General features: G+C 56.8%; 17 protein-coding genes. 12 read left to right on the forward strand and 5 right to left on the reverse strand.

Annotated features, from left to right (window positions below; genetic code table 11):
* Nucleotides 1–98: 98 nt before the first annotated feature.
* The gene (locus IEX74_RS03730; protein WP_188811035.1) at nucleotides 99–1,031 is read left to right on the forward strand and encodes a YitT family protein; all 933 of its coding nucleotides are present in this window, start codon (nucleotides 99–101) and stop codon (nucleotides 1,029–1,031) included.
* A 111-nt stretch (nucleotides 1,032–1,142) separates the two neighbouring features.
* Here IEX74_RS03730 and IEX74_RS03735 read toward each other — a convergent pair whose 3' ends face one another.
* Nucleotides 1,143–1,400, reverse strand: a complete 258-nt coding sequence (locus IEX74_RS03735; protein WP_229755103.1) for a hypothetical protein — start codon at nucleotides 1,398–1,400, stop codon at nucleotides 1,143–1,145.
* 492 nt (nucleotides 1,401–1,892) lie between these two features.
* Here IEX74_RS03735 and msrA point away from each other — a divergent pair, with 492 nt between their 5' ends.
* The 3 genes from msrA to IEX74_RS03750 all read left to right on the forward strand — a co-directional run bounded on the left by msrA (nucleotide 1,893) and on the right by IEX74_RS03750 (nucleotide 4,826).
* Nucleotides 1,893–2,555 (forward strand): peptide-methionine (S)-S-oxide reductase MsrA, encoded by a 663-nt coding sequence (gene msrA / locus IEX74_RS03740; RefSeq protein ID WP_188811039.1) that lies wholly within the window; start codon nucleotides 1,893–1,895, stop codon nucleotides 2,553–2,555.
* A 140-nt stretch (nucleotides 2,556–2,695) separates the two neighbouring features.
* Nucleotides 2,696–3,853 carry a methionine aminotransferase gene (locus IEX74_RS03745; RefSeq protein ID WP_188811041.1) on the forward strand — a complete coding sequence of 386 codons (1,158 nt, stop codon included), beginning with the start codon at nucleotides 2,696–2,698 and terminating at the stop codon, nucleotides 3,851–3,853.
* Nucleotides 3,854–4,043: 190 nt separating this feature from the next.
* Nucleotides 4,044–4,826: an amidohydrolase gene (locus tag IEX74_RS03750; RefSeq protein WP_188811044.1), complete on the forward strand. Its 783-nt coding sequence runs from the start codon at nucleotides 4,044–4,046 to the stop codon at nucleotides 4,824–4,826.
* Between the two features lie 33 nt (nucleotides 4,827–4,859).
* Here IEX74_RS03750 and IEX74_RS03755 read toward each other — a convergent pair whose 3' ends face one another.
* Complete coding sequence (locus tag IEX74_RS03755) at nucleotides 4,860–7,127, reverse strand: T9SS type A sorting domain-containing protein (protein WP_188811046.1); 2,268 nt, start codon at nucleotides 7,125–7,127, stop codon at nucleotides 4,860–4,862.
* A gap of 193 nt (nucleotides 7,128–7,320) precedes the next feature.
* Between IEX74_RS03755 and IEX74_RS03760 the strand changes: the two genes are divergently transcribed.
* Nucleotides 7,321–8,619, forward strand: coding sequence for a UDP-N-acetylmuramoyl-tripeptide--D-alanyl-D-alanine ligase (locus IEX74_RS03760; protein WP_188811048.1), 1,299 nt, complete (start codon nucleotides 7,321–7,323; stop codon nucleotides 8,617–8,619).
* Between the two features lie 199 nt (nucleotides 8,620–8,818).
* Here the strand turns inward: IEX74_RS03760 and rfbC are convergent, their stop codons facing one another.
* Both rfbC and IEX74_RS03770 read right to left on the reverse strand, forming a co-directional pair.
* On the reverse strand, nucleotides 8,819–9,361 hold the full coding sequence (gene rfbC, locus IEX74_RS03765) for a dTDP-4-dehydrorhamnose 3,5-epimerase (RefSeq protein WP_188811050.1): 543 nt from the start codon (nucleotides 9,359–9,361) through the stop codon (nucleotides 8,819–8,821).
* A 48-nt stretch (nucleotides 9,362–9,409) separates the two neighbouring features.
* Entirely contained in the window at nucleotides 9,410–10,546 is a 1,137-nt protein-coding gene (locus tag IEX74_RS03770) for a glycosyltransferase family 4 protein (protein WP_188811052.1), read from the reverse strand.
* A gap of 250 nt (nucleotides 10,547–10,796) precedes the next feature.
* On the opposite strand from IEX74_RS03770, the gene IEX74_RS03775 reads away from it, so the two are divergent.
* Complete coding sequence (locus tag IEX74_RS03775) at nucleotides 10,797–11,960, forward strand: esterase-like activity of phytase family protein (protein WP_188811054.1); 1,164 nt, start codon at nucleotides 10,797–10,799, stop codon at nucleotides 11,958–11,960.
* 87 nt (nucleotides 11,961–12,047) lie between these two features.
* Here IEX74_RS03775 and IEX74_RS03780 read toward each other — a convergent pair whose 3' ends face one another.
* Complete coding sequence (locus IEX74_RS03780; RefSeq protein ID WP_188811056.1) at nucleotides 12,048–12,443, reverse strand: hypothetical protein; 396 nt, start codon at nucleotides 12,441–12,443, stop codon at nucleotides 12,048–12,050.
* Between the two features lie 475 nt (nucleotides 12,444–12,918).
* Between IEX74_RS03780 and IEX74_RS03785 the strand changes: the two genes are divergently transcribed.
* The 6 genes from IEX74_RS03785 to paaD all read left to right on the forward strand — a co-directional run bounded on the left by IEX74_RS03785 (nucleotide 12,919) and on the right by paaD (nucleotide 17,747).
* Nucleotides 12,919–13,500 carry a TetR/AcrR family transcriptional regulator gene (locus IEX74_RS03785; protein WP_188811059.1) on the forward strand — a complete coding sequence of 194 codons (582 nt, stop codon included), beginning with the start codon at nucleotides 12,919–12,921 and terminating at the stop codon, nucleotides 13,498–13,500.
* 119 nt (nucleotides 13,501–13,619) lie between these two features.
* The gene (gene paaE, locus IEX74_RS03790; RefSeq protein WP_188811061.1) at nucleotides 13,620–14,699 is read left to right on the forward strand and encodes a 1,2-phenylacetyl-CoA epoxidase subunit PaaE; all 1,080 of its coding nucleotides are present in this window, start codon (nucleotides 13,620–13,622) and stop codon (nucleotides 14,697–14,699) included.
* A 228-nt stretch (nucleotides 14,700–14,927) separates the two neighbouring features.
* Nucleotides 14,928–15,917, forward strand: a complete 990-nt coding sequence (paaA, locus tag IEX74_RS03795; protein WP_188811063.1) for a 1,2-phenylacetyl-CoA epoxidase subunit PaaA — start codon at nucleotides 14,928–14,930, stop codon at nucleotides 15,915–15,917.
* A 131-nt stretch (nucleotides 15,918–16,048) separates the two neighbouring features.
* The gene (gene paaB / locus IEX74_RS03800; protein ID WP_188811065.1) at nucleotides 16,049–16,336 is read left to right on the forward strand and encodes a 1,2-phenylacetyl-CoA epoxidase subunit PaaB; all 288 of its coding nucleotides are present in this window, start codon (nucleotides 16,049–16,051) and stop codon (nucleotides 16,334–16,336) included.
* An 11-nt stretch (nucleotides 16,337–16,347) separates the two neighbouring features.
* Nucleotides 16,348–17,148, forward strand: a complete 801-nt coding sequence (paaC, locus tag IEX74_RS03805) for a 1,2-phenylacetyl-CoA epoxidase subunit PaaC (RefSeq protein ID WP_188811067.1) — start codon at nucleotides 16,348–16,350, stop codon at nucleotides 17,146–17,148.
* Between the two features lie 83 nt (nucleotides 17,149–17,231).
* Entirely contained in the window at nucleotides 17,232–17,747 is a 516-nt protein-coding gene (paaD, locus tag IEX74_RS03810) for a 1,2-phenylacetyl-CoA epoxidase subunit PaaD (RefSeq protein WP_188811069.1), read from the forward strand.
* Nucleotides 17,748–17,836: the final 89 nt, after the last annotated feature.

Below are 17,836 nucleotides of genomic sequence, written 5' to 3' on the forward strand. Positions count from 1 at the left end.
GGGGAGCCAGTTGCAACTGATTAGCAGTGCATGCGTTTTTAAGAAGATCTAGCTTTTCCGTGGCGCCTTCGCCCTTCACCTAGCTTTTCTACATTCATTTGATCCAACCGACACCTCCTGTTCCGCCCGCGTCTACCGTCAACGAAGTACCTACCTTAAGCACTGAACCCAAAGCGTGGGCCCGGCGCCAGATTCTTCAGATTTGTTTTTTGGTAGCCGGTGTTTTTTCGGCCGCCCTGGGGCTGGAAAGCTTCCTATTGCCGAATGATTTCATTGATGGCGGCGTGACCGGCATTTCCCTGCTCACACGCCAGCTCACGAAGCTGCCGCTGCCGCTGCTGCTGCTGGTTTTCAATATCCCGTTCGTGGTGCTCGGTTACTTTCAGATCAGCCGGACATTTGCGCTACGCACGCTGCTGACCATCTCCGGGTTGGCGTTGGTGCTGCTGATCAGCCACTTTCCGGTGCTTACCAGCGATAAGCTACTCAGCGCTGTGTTCGGCGGATTCTTCCTGGGTGCCGGCATCGGCCTCACGATTCGGGGCGGGGCCGTGCTGGATGGCACCGAGATTCTGGGGGTATTTATCAGCAAAAAAACCCCGCTTTCCATCGGGGACGTCGTGCTGGTAATCAACATTGCCATCTTTGGCGTGGCGGCCTTGCTGCTGTCTATCGAAACGGCCTTATATTCCATTCTAGCCTACCTGGCGGCGGCCAAAACCATGGACTTCATCATCGAAGGCATTGAGGAATACACCGGCGTCACCATTATTTCGCCCAAGAGCGAGGCCATTCGCAAGATGATAACCGAAGACCTAGGTCGTGGCGCCACGCTCTACATTGGTAAGCGCGGCTACGGCTCCCGCGCCGACGAACTCGACACGCTCGACATTATCTTCACCGTCACGACCCGCCTGGAAGTCACACGCCTCACTGATGAAATCGAACGAATTGACCCCCAAGCCTTTGTCGTAATGCACAGCGTGCGAGACACGAAAGGCGGCCTGGTCAAGAAGCGCCCGCTACATTGATCAGTTTTCAGTTAACAGTTACCATTTAACAGTTATCAAGCACTATTGCGCACCTAGGTCGATTGTGCAGTGGCAATTGGTAGATGTTAATTGTTAAATGATAAATGGAAATCACATCTGCTTCAGCCAGGCTTTTGCAGTGTCGATATTGTCGAAGGTCAGCACGACGGGGCGCGTGGTGTGCTGAATCGTTAAATCTGTGGAAAGGCGGCTGAAGATATTGGGCGAGTACACCCAGGCGAAGTATTCCAGGCCGGCCTCCATCATGGCCGGAAACCATGTTCGTCCGCCCCACTCGGCGGCATCCGACCACATGCTGGTTACCAAGCTGTTGTCATTTAAGACTTTATGACAACGCTCGGCCTTCATGTAATCCAGCATCTGCAAGCAGCCTTCCTGAACGGATTCCAAGTTTTGGTCCCCGATCCATTCTGCGTATAACCAATCATTTTTGTGGTCAAAACTGATTTGGATAGTAGGGCTTTGTAATAAGGTGCGTAAAAACATAAACAAGCAAGCAGATGTGTAGGCGGAGCGCGGAGTATAATAATAAGAAGATTGGGCAGCCAATTTCAGTAAGCAGTGGAGCTTACAACTTGAACGCCTTACGTAAAAGCTCAAAATAGGATACAAGCCAGCTCACCAACCTAGGTTTGCTGATGACTATCCAAACAAATAATTGACTCTAAATCAGCATCATCCCTTCAAGATCTTTTTTACAATCTTTCGTGTTTGTAAAACACACAGCGATGTTGACCCAAAATGGGAACGTAACTGTACTAGCTAATAATGCCTGACAGACCTAGGTCCGACCAGATAGCCTCCAATTTCGTACATCGCTGCTCATCCTTTTCAACGGACATGATAAAATTGAAAATATACCTGTTGAGCTTGCTGCTGGTCATGGGGTGCGCCCAATCCTCCTCTGATGCTCAAACGGTTGTTCGCTCCACGGCTGGCGGTGCGCCCACCAACCTGCAAGGGCTGGCCGTAGCCACTTTTGCCGGCGGCTGCTTCTGGAGCTGCGAAGAAACGTTTGAGGAGCTGCGCGGGGTGCGTGCGGCAGTATCCGGCTACTCGGGCGGCACCGTGGCCAAACCTAGCTACGAGCAGGTGGGCAGCGAAAACACAGGGCACGCCGAATCGGTGCAGGTGTACTACGACCCCAAGCAAGTGAGCTACCAGACTCTGCTCGACGTGTTCTTCCTGGGCGCCCATAACCCCACGGAGCTGAACCGCCAGGGTCCCGACGTAGGCCCGCAGTATCGTTCGGTGGCTTTCTACCGCACGCCAAAGGAAAAGCAGGAAATCGAAGCCACGATCAAGCGCGTGAATGCTTCCGGGCACTATCCTGATCCTATCGTCACGCAGGTTGTGGCCTTCAGGCAGTTCTGGCCCGCCGAGGACTATCACCAGGGATTTTACCGCCTGCACCCGGATCAGGGCTACATCCAGCATGTGTCGGAGCCTAAGGTGGCGAAGTTTCAGAAAGCCTTCAAAGACAAGTTGAAGAACCCGCTGTAGCATATGTGTAGCGCGAAGCGCTGCTTCGCGTATCGCTGAACGACCAGCACCTAGGTCTTGCTGATGCAATCGTCCGTCGATACGCGAAGCAGCGCTTCGCGCTACATTCGCATCTGCACAGCCTATACCTAGCCCCTCCTATGCCTTTGCCGCCGCTTGTCTCGAAACTTCCCGATGTAGGCACCAGCATTTTTACCGTGATGACGCAGCTAGCCACCGAGTGCGGCGCCATCAACCTAGCCCAGGGTTTTCCGGATTATGATCCGCCGCAGGCGCTGACCGAAGCGCTGGCCCGTCATGCTCGCATCAGCGGGCACCAGCAATATGCGCCCATGCCGGGGCTGTTGCGTCTGCGGGAACTGATTAGTCAGAAGACGGCACAGGTTTACAAGGTGCCCGCGCCAGACCCAGGCACCGAAATTACTATTACGAGCGGCGCGACGGAGGCCCTGTACGCGGTACTGGCGGCAGTAGTGCGGCCCGGCGATGAGGTGCTGGTGCTGGAACCGGCTTACGACCTCTACGGACCGGCCATCCGCTTGCAGGGCGGCACGCCGGTGTACGTGCCTTTGCGCTCCACCGATTTTCGCCCCGATTGGGACCAGGTCGCCGCGGCTCTTTCGCCCCGCACCCGGCTGGTGATGCTTAATACGCCGCATAACCCGACCGGCGCGGTTCTCACCGCCGAAGACCTAGGTCAGCTGGCTGCCTTACTGCGTGATACGGCTACGCTGGTGCTCAGCGACGAAGTGTATGAGCACATGGTGTACGACGAGCAAGCTCATCATAGCGTGCTGCAACAGCCGGAATTGGCCGAACGGGCTTTCGTGCTGTCGTCCTTTGGCAAAACCTACCACGCAACCGGCTGGAAAGTGGGCTATTGCATTGCGCCGCCCGCGCTTACCGCCGAGCTGCGGCGTGTGCACCAGTTCCTGACGTTCAGCGTCAGCACCCCCACCCAGCACGCGCTGGCCGATGTTTTGGCGGATGTTGCTCACTACCAGGCGCTGCCTGCATTCTACCAGCATAAGCGCGACTTGTTTGCGGAGCTGATGCGCGCTACCCGCTTCGAGCTGCTGCCGGCGCCGGGAGCTTACTTCCAGCTGGCTCGCTACAATCAGCTCTCCGCCGAAGACGACTTTACGTTTGCTCGCCGGCTGGCGCGCGAAGCCGGCGTGGCCGTGGTGCCGGTTTCGGCCTTCTATCATCATGGCCAGAGCGAGGGCCTGATTCGCTTCTGCTTTGCCAAGCGCGATGAGACGTTGGTGGCCGCCGCTGAGCGGCTTCAGCGGCTCTAAGCTAGGTCTGAATCCATCATTCTGGCTTGTTCTCGGCCTAATCCCGTAAATTCATATGTTCATATCTATCTAGTACTCAACGGTCAAGTGGCAGATGTAAAATCGATTCATACTTATTGCATTATTTTAGTTTTTTTTATCAAATTTTTACTATGTTGCCAGAATAATTCACGTCCACTACCACACCTAGATGCCTGATTTCACCGTCTCATTTATTCAAGCAGCTTTACAGTGGCACGACCCGGCCGCTAATCGCAAGGAGCTGGGTCGCTATATCGGCCAGATCTCCATTGCTACTGATCTGATTATTTTACCGGAGATGTTTACGACGGGCTTCACGATGGAAGCTCCCCAGATGGCGGAAAAAATGGACGGTCCTACCATCAGCTGGATGCGTGAGGTCGCCGCCGGCCATGATGCCGTTGTCACCGGCAGCATTATCATCGTTGATGAGCACGGCCACTACTACAATCGCCTGCTGTGGGTGCGCCCCGATGGCTCGCTGAGCTACTACAACAAGCGCCATCTGTTTACGATGGCCGGCGAGCACCACACCTATAGTGCTGGCACTGAGCGCCTCGTAGAAGAATGGCGGGGCTGGCGCATCTGTCCGCTGGTGTGCTACGACCTGCGCTTTCCGGTGTGGAGCCGCAACTCGGCCGAGGCACCTTACGACCTGCTCCTGTACGTAGCTAACTGGCCCGCCGTGCGCCGCACCGCCTGGATGACCTTGCTCCGCGCCCGTGCCATCGAAAACCTAGCGTATACAGTTGGCGTCAACTGCGTGGGCGTGGATGGCAACAGCATTTCCTATGCCGGCGATTCGGCCCTGCTGGACATGCGGGGCGAGTACCTAGTTGAAGTTGGCAACCAGGAAAGCAGCATCACGCGCCTGCTGCGCCGCGATGACCTAGAGGCTTTCCGGTCCCGCTTTCCGGCGTTGCAGGATGCCGATCCCTTCACGCTTTCCTGACCTGACCTAGGTTGCGGGGCGGCTGGTAGTACGTTAGCGCACTACCAGCCGCTGCACCGCCGTTACGCCCTTCTGCGTTTCGCAGCGCACCACGTAAACGCCAGCTGCTAACCCACCTAGGTCCAGCGTGTGCTGGCGCGCCAGGGTGGACAGCACGCGCACGGTCCGCCCCATCATGTCGAGCAGCGTGGCGCGGACTGGCTCGGCAGCTTCTATGGTAGCGGTGGCTGTGGCGGGGTTCGGGTACACGCTCAGCGGCAAAGCGGCGGCAGCGGCGGGCGCAGCGGCCAGCACCTTGTCGCGCGCCGTCAGGGCTACGATGCCGCCGGTTTCCAGCCCGATCAGCAGCTCCGGCACGTTGTCGCCGTTGAGGTCGGCGGCGGCTGGGGATGAGCGACCCGTACCTAGCCTAGCACTCTGGTACTGAGCCATTACGGGATTATACACCACATCCGTGCGGGCCGTGAAGGCGCCGGACTGCGCCCGGTAATTCGGGAACAAGCGCAGCTCGCCCGACGCGTCGGCCGTGAGCAGGTCGGGGGTTCCGTCGCCGTCGAAATCGGCAACGGTGGGGTGCAGGTTCACGGGGCGCGGCTGGAAGGTATCGGCCGTGCGAATTTGCCCGAAATCGTTATTAATCAGCGTAAAAGCCTGACCCAGGGGCTGACTGCCCGTGTTGCGATAGTAGCGCAGCGAATAACCCGGAAAGCTGGACGTATTACTATTAGTACCCAGCAGCAAATCTACGTTGCCGTCGCCATCCACATCCGTGAAGCAGGGCGCGTCGTAGAGGCGGTTGGGCAAACCCGTAATGGCCACGGCCGCACCAGCGTTGAAGGCAGCAGGCTGCCCGGCCGCGGCTGTGTTCAGCACGTAGAAAATGCTGTTTTGATTCTGAATAGCCGTGGAAAAAGCCAGGTCCAGCGCGCCGTCGTGGTTCAGATCGACGAGCACTGGCTTTAGGCCCACGTAGTGCCGGCTTGCCAAACCTAGGTAGTCGGTGCTGATGAGCTTGAAGATTGGCTTGGTGCGCGTGCCCACGTTGCGATAATAGTACAACGAGGAACGGTAGCGGCCGTTGGCATTGGCCCGGCTCGTGCTGCCCACCAGCATGTCCAACAGCCCGTCGCCGTCCAGGTCGCCCAGGGCCGGCGCGGCTCCTTCGCTGACCTCAATCATGTCGCGTTGCAGGAAATCGGACTGCCGAAAGGCGAAGCTCGGGCTCGTGCCGGCGCTGGTATTTTCGTAGAAAGCCACCGACTGGCGCGAGTCGACGGTATCTTGGTTGTCGTACAGGTTGGGTGCTACTACCAAGTCGGGGCGGCCATCGAACGTTACATCCACGGAGTAAGCGGCCGGGAAATTGGTGATGCGAATAGGCGTGGAACCCGTGGGGAAATTCGTATTCACGCTGCTGGGCGACATGCTCGCCAGCTGCGCCGTGCCCTGGTTGGTGAGGCTGACCAGCTCGGTGCAGTAGTCGCGGCCGGTCAGCACGTCCTGGTCGCCGTCGCCGTCGAGGTCGATGGCCAGCAGGTTGCGGCCGCTGGTGTGGTTAACCTGACCCGGCCGGCACGAAACGTTGCCGAACAGAAACTCGGTGCAGGTGGCCGTGCAGCCGTACAGCCCCCCCCACACGGGCGTTTCCTGCCGATAACTTAGCCCGCCGCAGGTCGCGCTGTTGTTTAGGTACAGCTCCACAGTAGAGCTGGAAATCCAATCGAAAGTGATAATGTCGAGCTTGCCATCGCCGTTGATGTCGCGAATGTCGGGCATGTTGGCGCTACCCGTCAGGATGTTGCCACTGTTATTCTGCGTATTAAAGAAGGAAAGCTGCTCGTTTACGAGCTGAAAAGTGGGTTGTCCGCTGGCGCTCGCCACGTTCCGGAACAGCCGGATATTGCCGCCTGGCGCGGCGGTGAACAGATCGGGTCGATTGTCGCAGTCGTAGTCGCGCAGCAGCGCCCAGCCTTGCAGATCAGCTGGAAATAAAGCGGCATATTCGGGGGCCAACTTCCACGCACGTCCGTTGTCAGCCGCTACATTAAGGTAGGCGACAGAGCGCTGCGAAAGCCGGTCGAATACGTACAAGTCGGGCTGGTTGTCGCCGTTGAGGTCAATAGTCGAAAATTGCGGCGAGTTGAAGCCACCGGCCCAGGCGTTGCGCAAGGTATCGGCGCCGTGCACTACTTTTGCCGCCGCCTGAAACTGCCACCCAAACGGCTGCCCCGATTGTGCTTGCGAAGCTAGATTGGGGCCAAGCGACAGAAAAAAAACCAGGAACAGTAATCGTTGCAGCATGGGATAAAGGGTAAGAAAACGAACGGCTAAAAGACGGCCGGCGGCTGACCTCCGCTTAGTAAATACAGGAACGCCCAAATGGTTCACGCTAGTACAGAACCCAGGTACAACTCCCGCCCGAATTTAGCTACACGTTGCCTTAGTATACTCTTGCTCATTTAGCTACTCAGTCACTCAGTTACTTAGTTACTCTATGGAAGATGTAGCGGCGCTTTACGCCCACTACCAGCAGTGCGCCGCCGTCAGCACCGATTCGCGGCAGGCCCAGGACGGCACCTTGTTCTTCGCCCTGAACGGACCTAGCTTTCGGGGCCGCGACTTCGCGCCGCAGGCGTTGGAAAAGGGCGCCCGCCACGCCGTCGTCGACGACCCAGACCTGGCCGCCGCCGACCCTGGCCGCTATACCTACGCACCCGATCCGCTCGTGGCCTTGCAGCAGCTGGCGCAGTATCACCGCCGCCAGCTCACGATTCCGGTGCTGGCGATTACGGGCTCCAACGGCAAGACCACAACCAAGGAGCTGGTTAACAGTGTATTGAGCCAACGCTACCGGGTGCAGTACACACGCGGCAACCTCAACAACCACATCGGGGTGCCGCTCACGCTGCTCAGCATCCGCCCCGACGAGCACGAGCTGGCCATTGTGGAAATGGGCGCCAACCACCAGGGCGAAATCGCGCTACTCAGCAGCCTCGCCGAGCCCACGCACGGCCTGATTACCAACATCGGCAAGGCGCACCTGGAAGGATTTGGCGGCGAGGAAGGGGTGGCGAAGGGCAAAGCCGAGCTGTTTCAGTTTCTGGCCGCCCACGACGGCACGGCGTTCATCAACACCACCGACCCGAAGCTACCCACCCTTGGCGCGCCAGTGCCGCGGCAGGTTACCTACCCGAACCTAGGTGACACCTACCCCGCGACGTTGCTCAACGCTGCGCCACGTATTGTGCTGCGTCTGTTCGACGGCACGGTGGCCGAAGCGCAAATCACCGGCGACTACAATTTCCCGAACCTAGCTGCCGCCGCCGCCGTGGGTACTCATTTCGGCGTTTCTACCGCTGCTATTGCCACTGCGCTAGGCGCTTATGAGCCCACCAACAACCGCTCGCAACTGGTAGAAACCGCCCGCAACCGTGTAATTCTGGACGCCTACAACGCCAACCCGAGCAGCATGGCGGCAGCCTTACGGAGCTTTGCCGCCCGGCCTACGGATGCGCAGGGCAAAGTGGTAATCCTGGGAGACATGTTTGAGCTGGGTCCGGAAAGCAGCCGTGAACACGCTGACCTAGGTCGCCTCCTGGCTGAATTGCCGATTGATACCGTTTTGCTCGTCGGGGAAGAAATGCAGAATGCGGCGGCTACCAGCGCTGCGCTCTACTTTGCCACCAAAGCGGAAGCCGCTCAATGGCTCGAAATCCAAAACCTTCACGATCAGCTTATTCTCATCAAAGGCTCCCGCGGCATGGGTTTAGAAACCTTGTTGCCGCTGGTGTAAGAGTAGCTTTGCTAGAATAACTGAGTAAAAAATCGTTGTCATCCTGAGGCACGAAGGACCTCCCTCTTTTTCCCGACCAACCTAGCTAAACGCGAAAAGCTCTTAACTATCCAGTACGGTTAGTTAAGAGCTTTTCGCGTTTAGGAGAGCTTAGTGTTTAACTTCGTCAGGATGACAGACGATTTTCACTTATCCCACTCTAAAACGGGCTGTCGAACTCGGCGAGGGTTGGCAGCACCTGATCTTTTGGCGAAATAGTGGGGTTGGTCACGCGCCAGTTGATGTTGAGCTGCGGGTCGTTCCAGAGGATGCCGCCCTCGGCATGGGGCGCGTAGTAATCGGTGCACTTGTAGAGGAACAACGTATTGTCTTCCAACGCCGTGAAGCCGTGCGCGAAGCCGATGGGTACGTACAGCATGTTGTAGCGCTCGGCATCCAGCTCCACGGCCAGGTGCTGGCCGTACGTGGGCGAGGCTTTGCGCAGATCCACGATGATATCCAGGGCGCGGCCGGTCGCTACGCGCACGAGCTTGGCCTGCGCGTGCGGCGGGTTCTGAAAGTGCAGTCCCCGCACCACGCCCCTATCGGAGCGCGACTGGTTATCCTGCACCCACTCGCCAACGATACCGGCCTCGGCCATGCGCCTGGCGCTGAACGACTCAAAGAAGGCACCACGGGCGTCGCCGAAAACACGGGGGGCAATTTCCACCACGCCCGGCAGGTCGAAATACTTGAACTCCATTAGCTGAAATTGAAAAAGCTAGCTTTTATAGGCAGCGCTGACTAATAGTTACTTAGATGCAACGGGCCGCCTAGCCTGCGTTGCTTCCTCTACTACCCGCAGGTATTTATCCAGCACAATCCGCTCGTCGAACTTAGTTTCGGCGAGCTGGCGGCTGGCTTTGCCCATCGCGTGCAGGGCCTCATCCGGAAGCCGAAGGATTTGCAGCATCTTGTCGGCCAGGTCGGCGGCGTCGCGCACCTGGCAGAGCAAGCCGTTGTACTGGTCAACCACAGTTTCGCGGCAGCCGGGCACGTCGGTCGTCACGATGGGTTTGCCCATGGCGGCGGCTTCGAGCAGCGTTTTGGGCGTGCCCTCGCGGTAGGAAGGCAGCACCACGCAATCGGCGCGGCCGATGTGCTCGGCCACGTTGTCGGACGTACCTAGGTATTCGATGTTGCCGGCTTGCAGCCACTGTTCAAACACCACGCGCTTCACGCCAATGTTGCCCGATTCATCAATGCCGCCCAGCAGCTGCACCCGCGTGCCGGGCACCGCCTCCCGCACCAGCCGGGCCGCTTCGAAGTATTCTTCAATGCCTTTTTCGTACAGCACCCGCGCAATCATCAGAAACGTGAACGGCTGGTTGCGCTGAAACGCAGCGGCGGGCTGGAACCGCTGCACATCGATGCCGGAGCCGGGCAGCAGGTCGGTGATGCTAGGTTGCACAAGGCGGTGTTGCAGAAACAGTTGCCGGTCGTCGTCGTTCTGGAAGAACACGCGGTGCGGAAAGCGGAACGCGAACCGATACAGGCGCAAAGCCACCCGGCTCACGAAGTTCTGAATCAGAAACACCGTACCGAGTCCCGACACATTATTCACGCACGGAATACCGGCCATGCGCGCGGCCAGCGTGCCGTAGATGTTGGGCTTGATGGTGTATTGCAGCACCACATCGGGCCGCTCGCGGCGGTACACCTGGTAGAAGCGGCGCGTCAGCTGCGCATCCTTCACCGGGTTGGTGCCTTTGTTCTCCATCCGAATCGGGACAAAGCGGCAACCTAGCTCTGTTTCGAGGCGGGCCGAGTAATCGTCGGGCGGGGCAATGGCCAGCACTTCGTGACCGGCCGCTTGCAGGGCCTTTACCAGGCTCCGCCGGAAATTCCAGATATTCCAGGAGGTATTAATAACAATAGCGACGCGCATGAACCACAGGTTATTCGGGCCGCAAAGGTAAAAGCATAATTAAAGTATCATGCCCATTTAGAAGAAGATACAAGATAAGTGCTACCTTATCCCGCTTCCTTCGCATTCTTGCTTTCGCTGCGCGCCGCACCTAGGTTCGGGTGCTGCGCGCACGCGTAACACTTTCATAATACGCTCTGCTACAGCAATTCTCTTTCTTTGTCGCGTCCTTCTGTTTCTCTTTCCCAAACCCTCAACCCAACCAAACCTTATGAAGCGTTTTTTCTCTCTTGCCGCTGCCTTGTGCGCCCTCGGCACCACGGCCTTTGTGACGGCCTGTGACGAGGACACCCTACCCGGCCTCGACCTCTCGATTCGGGTGAAATCGCTGCGGTTTATCGGCGAAAAGATCGTGCCCTTTCAGCAGAGCTACAACGGCACCACACTCGGTGGCTTTTCGGGCATCGACTACCGCGCCGACAACGATTCGTACTACATTATGTGCGACGACGCCTCGGCGCTGCAACCGGTGCGCTACTACACCGCCAAGCTAGCTTTCGACAAGAACAGCTTCACGGACGTCTCGTTCACCTCCGTCACGACGCTGAAACGCCCCGACGGCAGCAACTATCCCAGCGCCACCGCCGACCGCTACAACGCCATCGACCCGGAGGGTATTCGCTACGATGCGGCCACCAAGCACATCGTCTGGACGAGCGAAGGCGTGCGCAACGTGACTGTTGCCCCGCCGGTGCTCACCAGCCCTTTCCTGCGCGAATCCACCACCGAGGGCACGTTTGTGGCCGATTATCTGGTGCCACCAATATTCCAGATAAAAGCCACCGAAAACGGCACGCGCTCCAACGGCTCCTTCGAGGGGCTGTCGTTCACGCCCGACGGACAGTACACCTTCACGGCCTCGGAAGAGCCTTTGTATGAGGATGGTCCACGCGCCGATGTGAACGTGGAAGGCTCGCCTATCCGCATCATTAAGTACGATAAATCGACGCGCCAACCCATTGCGCAATATGCCTATCGGCTGGCGGCTGTGCACAAAGCGCCTATTCCCGGCGACCAGTTCCGCCTGAACGGCGTGGTGGAAGTGCTGGCTTTATCCGACACGAAGCTGCTGGCCATGGAGCGCTCCTACGCCGTGGGCGCTACGCCCGACTACTCAGTCAAGATCTACGAGATTGATCTGACCGGCGCCACCGACGTATCGAACATGACCCTGCAAGGCACTAGCTACACCACCGTGAGCAAGCGCCTGGTGCTGGATGTGGCCACCACCGGCATCAACCGCGTGGATAACATCGAGGGCTTCACCTTCGGCCCGAAGCTGTCGAACGGGCACCGCTCGCTGGTGCTGGTATCTGATGATAATTTCAGCAGCAGCGCAATTTCCCAGTTCCTGGTATTTGAAGTTATACCCTAGCTTTCCTTTTAAGCGCATTTAACAAAAACAGGCTCCTTCTAAGGAGCCTGTTTTGTTTACCATCTACAGATTCAGCTGGCTGAATTTTCAATCACTATGCTCACCATTAGGAGAGGAAACCACCTGCAAGAGCGCGGCGCAGGTCACGGTTCCTGCCAGGAAAGAGCCCATCGCCAACCAGGTTTGCCAGACTTTTGGATCAATGAACAGGCACTTGAGCATGAAGGCAAAATTGAGCAGACAGAGCACCTGAAGCGTTTTGCGAGAATCGGGGCTAGCTACTGCGACGGCCAGGGATACGAACCCCGTAGAGAAAAAAGCTAGCGCGTGCGGAATAATCAGCAGCAACAGGCGCCCCCAGAAAGCTAGGCCCTGCTGCCCCACCAGCACCCAATCGAACCACATGACAGACAGCTGCTGCACCACGTGAGCCGCTAGCAGCCAAGCAATTATCGTGAGTCCGATAGCCAGAATATTTTTCATAATAGAAACCAGCCTGCGAATGTCTTTCGTTGAATTATGCTAAAAGGAATACCGGACGCCCCGCAGAAGTTAATCGGGTTTGAAAAGCCGAACAAACCTCAGAAAGCAGTAGCTCAGGCCCTTGTTGAGCTTATATGTTTATTATTAAACAACAAATTAATTGCATTTATTTCACAAATAACCCTTTTTGTTTACAAATAAATCCTATAAAGCAGCACAAAGTATCTAACGGTGTGCTGTTACCTAGCTTTTAGCTACTCGCCCAAACCTAGGTACACCAGCTTGTTGCCTGCTATCAGCGCGTGGATTCACCGACTTCTTACTACTAAACGAATGTTTGTTAGTTTTGTAAAAGCTGATACATTTAACCTCGTTTTGGTCTTATATAGCAAGTACCTGGCGCGATTGGCAGGTAAAAATCTGCGGCGCTTAATGGTCTGTGCTCCACAACGCCCATTGCCTAACTTCTTTGAAAATGGTCAAAAAGGTCAAAACGAATAAACGCCAGCTGATTCTGGATGAGGCAGCTAAGTTGTTCAAAGAGAGGGGTTTTTCCGGCACCTCGATGCGCGACCTAGGGGCGCAGGTGGGCATGGAAGCGGCCAGCATGTACAATCACATCAGCTCCAAAGACGAGATTCTGGAGACGATCTGTTTTTACGTGGCCAACACCTACATCTCGCACCTCACGGAAATCGAAAACACTGAGGCCACTTACGTCGACAAGCTCAAAGCCCTGATTCAGTTGCACATCCACCTGATGGTGGAAGATGGCGCGGCCGTTTCGGTAGGCAACAACGACTGGAAGTACCTGACCGGCGACAAGTTGGCTGAATTCAAAGAAGCCCGCAAGCGCTACGAGCGCGGCTTCGCGGCGCTCATCGAGCAAGGCATTGCGGCCGGCGAGTTTCAGCCCGTGAACGTGTCGGTGGCGCTGTTCACGATTCTGTCGGCGGTGCGCTGGGTGGAGCTGTGGTACCGCCCCGGCCGTGGCGTTTCGCCCGAGGAGCTGGAAGAAAACATCATGACCATTCTGCTGAATGGGTTAGCCAGGTAGCAGGTTCGTTGTTCGTTTTTGGTTGTTCGTTGTTCGTGTCAGCTAGCTGTTCTCAACGTTCTTATCAACCATTTGCAGGCACAACCAACCAACAACGAGCAACGAAAAACGAACAAAGCATGAGCCGCTTTTATAAGGTTAGAATCAAGCGCATTGCCAAGGAAACGCCTGACTGCGTGACCCTAGCTTTGGACGTGCCCGCCGAGCTGCGCGACACGTTCCGGTTCACGCAGGGGCAGTATCTTACGTTTCGCCGCCACCACGAAGGCGAGGAGTTACGCCGCTCGTACTCCATTTGCAGCAGCCCATTGGATGGCGAGTGGCAAGTGGCTATCAAGAAAGTGCCCGAAGGTCGCTTTTCTGCTTTGGCAATCAGTGGCTTGCGTATTGGGGAAGAGCTGGAAGTAATGCCGCCGGCGGGTCGTTTCTACACCGAGCTGCACCCGGAACACGCCAAACACTACGTGGCTTTTGCGGCGGGCAGCGGCATTACGCCGGTGTTTTCTATCATCAAAACCGTGCTGCTGACCGAGCCCAATAGTCAGGTTACGCTGGTTTACGGCAACCGCGGCCGCAACTCGATTATCTTCAAGGAAGCGCTTGAGGCGCTGAAGAACAAGTTCTTAGCCCGGCTGAGTGTGCACCATGTCCTGAGCCGCGAGCAAGGCGACACCGATCTGCTCTTCGGCCGCTTAGACAAGCAAAAAGCTAGGTTATTTCTCGACAAGATCATTCCGCCTCACGAGATTGATGAGGCCTTCATCTGCGGGCCGGAGGAGATGATTTTTGGGGTAAAAGACGCGTTGCTGGAGACTGGCGTAGCGCCGGAAAATATTCACTTTGAGCTGTTTACCTCGGCTAGCGCCACGCAAAGGTCGGCCGAACGCCAGGCGCAACGCCCGGCTAACCACGACGACAAGCATAGCCAAGTAACGGTGCAGCTCGACGGCAGTACGCGCGTGCTGGAAATGTCGTACTACGGCGATACCATCCTGGATGCGCTGCTGGAAAGCGGCACCGATGCGCCTTACTCCTGCAAAAATGGTATGTGCAGCACTTGCCGAGCCCGCGTGACGGAAGGGAAGGTGGAAATGGACGTGAACTACTCTTTGTCGGACACAGAAGTGGCGAAAGGCTACGTGCTTACGTGCCAAGCCAGGCCGCTGTCGGAGAAGGTGTGCGTGGATTTTGACCAGTAAAGGAGAACCTTACGGGCGCCTCACCCCTAGCCCCTCTCCGAAAAGGAGAGGGGGAACTAGTACTAGCATTTAGTCTAAGTTTAAATAGCTAGCTCTAAAAACTAAAAGCTAGTTGCCCCTCTCCTTTTCGGAGAGGGGCTAGGGGGTGAGGCGCTCAGTGTGCGCCTCTTACCAGAACTTTTCCCTACCTTTAACTAACGTTTGTTAGTAGCAATTCGTTAACACAGCATGGAAACGGCAGAACTCACCCAGGAAGAGCTATTTCAGCAACGCATTGATGCTGACCAACGCATTGAGCCGAAAGACTGGATGCCGGACGCGTATCGCAAGACGCTGATCCGGCAGATTTCGCAGCACGCGCACTCCGAAATTGTGGGTATGCTGCCGGAAGGCAACTGGATTACGCGGGCGCCGTCGCTGAAGCGCAAATCTATCTTGCTGGCCAAAGTGCAGGATGAAGCCGGCCACGGCCTTTACCTCTACAGCGCAGCCGAAACCCTAGGTGCTTCCCGCGACCAAATGCTGGCCGACTTGCACGCGGGTAAAGCCAAGTATTCCAGCATCTTTAACTACCCGACCCTGAGTTGGGCCGACATTGGCTGCGTAGGTTGGCTGGTCGATGGCGCGGCCATCCTGAACCAGGTGCCACTGTGCCGTACCTCTTTCGGCCCCTACGCCCGTGCCATGGTGCGCGTGTGCAAGGAAGAAAGCTTCCACCAGCGCCAGGGCTTCGAGATCATGCAGACGCTGTGCGAGGGTGCACCCGAGCAAAAAGCCATGGCCCAGGAGGCGCTGAACCGCTGGTGGTGGCCCACGCTGATGATGTTTGGCCCCAAAGACGACGAATCGCCAAACACAGCTAGGTCGATGCAGTGGCGCATCAAGCGCTTCACCAACGACGAGCTGCGCCAAAAATTTGTGGACATGATGGTGCCGCAAGCCGAGTTTCTGGGCCTCACGGTGCCCGACCTAGCTTTGCAATGGAATGAAACCAAGCAAGGCTATGATTTCGGCGAGGTCAATTGGGAAGAGTTCTGGCAAGTGGTAAACGGCAACGGCCTCTGCAACCACGATCGGCTCCAAGCCCGCGTCGACGCCTGGGAAGAAGGCGCCTGGGTGCGTGAAGCCGCCTTGGCCCACGCTGAAAAGCGCCGACAGCGCCAGGAACCTATCCACAAAAGCGGGCCAACCCGGAAAGCAGAGTTGCCCCAGGATTAGCTAACCGGAACAATGTAGAGACGCAATATTTTGCGTCTCATTGTTGAACGAGCTGCCTGGAACAGCCTAAATAAACAACATCAGCAACGACGAGACGCAAGATATTGCGTCTCTACAGCCTAACTCACTTTATGTCTCAATCCGAATGGCCGCTGTGGGAAGTCTTCATTCGCAGCAAGCAAGGCCTTGACCACAAGCACGTTGGCAGCCTGCACGCTGCTGATGCAGCTATGGCTATCCAGAACGCTCGCGACGTGTACACGCGCCGCATGGAAGGCGTTAGCATTTGGGTGGTAGAGTCCCGGCACATTCACGCCTCAAACCCGGATGACGCCGCAGCCTTCTTCGACCCGGCAAACGACAAAGTGTATCGGCATCCGACTTTCTACCAAGTCCCGGACTCCATTAAGCATATGTAAATCTGATGCTTATGCAAGCTACTCTTAACGCAGCCGTTGCGCCGGCCTACTCGCCTGAAGTGCGACAACTTCTGTTTGACTACGTTCTGCAACTCGCCGACACGAGTCTGTTGCTGGGCCACCGGCTGTCGGAGTGGTGCGGACACGGGCCGATTCTGGAGCAAGACCTAGCCTTGGCCAACATTGCCCTAGACTTGTTGGGAGAAACGCGCAGCCTCTACCAATACGCCGCTGAGTTGGAAGGCCGCAGACGTACTGAAGACGACCTAGCTTTCCTGCGCGTAGCCACCGACTACCGCAACCCTCTGCTGGTGGAGCAACCTAATGGCGACTTCGCGCACACGGTGGTGCGTCAGTTCTTGTTTGATAACTTTCACTACCATTTTCTCCAACAGCTCCAAACTAGTCCCAATGAGCACTTAGCCGCCATTGCGGAGAAATCGGTGAAGGAAGCCGCGTACCACCTCAAGTGGAGCGCCGAGTGGATCATCCGCCTCGGCGACGGCACCGAAGAGAGCCGACAGCGTATCGATAAGGCTATCAGTAAACTATGGCGCTATGCTGGCGAGCTTACGACGCCTACGCCCACTGAAAAAGCTTTGCAAGACCTAGGTCTTATTCCAAACTACACCGCGTTGCAGCCCACCCTGGATGCTTACGTGGCGCAGGTATTTGCCGAAGCTACGCTACCCGTTCCGCAGCAAATAGCCGTGCAGCTCGGCGGCAAGCAAGGCCGTCACTCCGAACACCTAGGCTACATTCTGGCGGAGCTGCAATACATGCAGCGCACCTATCCCGGTATGCAATGGTAGCTTTCTCCTGAGCTGTTAGCTGTTACTGCAACCCGCTGGTTTGCAAAGTGATATTGGATATACCTGACTGCGAGACACTAATAATGAACGAGCTAATAGCCAACAGCCAACAGCTAACTGCTAAGATTTGGCAGCTGCTCGAAGAAGTTTCGGATCCCGAGGTGCCGGTGCTCAGCATCCTGGACCTAGGTATCGTGCGTGGCGTGCGTATCGCAGACAATGAGGTGCACATCACCATCACGCCCACGTACTCGGGCTGCCCGGCCATGAACACCATTGCCACCGAAATCCGGCTGCGGCTGCTGGCAGAAGGTATCAGCAAGCTCACCATTCACAATCAACTCAGCCCGGCCTGGACGACCCAGTGGCTGTCGCAGGCAGGGCGCGAAAAGCTAGCTGCCTACGGCATCGCACCGCCACAGAATGACACAGCTATGGGGCATGTGCTGAAGCTGTTTGGGCAAGATACCGCCGTGCCGTGTCCGCTCTGCAACTCTACTAACACGCACTTAGTCAGCCAGTTTGGTTCTACTTCCTGCAAAGCGCTGTACCAGTGCAACGACTGCCGCGAGCCGTTCGATTATTTCAAATGCCACTAATAACGGCACTCATCAGAACGGTCATGCTGAGCTTGCCGAAGCATCTCGCGTGCAATGCTAACCAATAACGTAGCAACGAAGCGGTAGAG

Source organism: Hymenobacter cavernae, from assembly GCF_014641455.1.
In the GTDB taxonomy this organism is placed as follows: domain Bacteria; phylum Bacteroidota; class Bacteroidia; order Cytophagales; family Hymenobacteraceae; genus Hymenobacter; species Hymenobacter cavernae.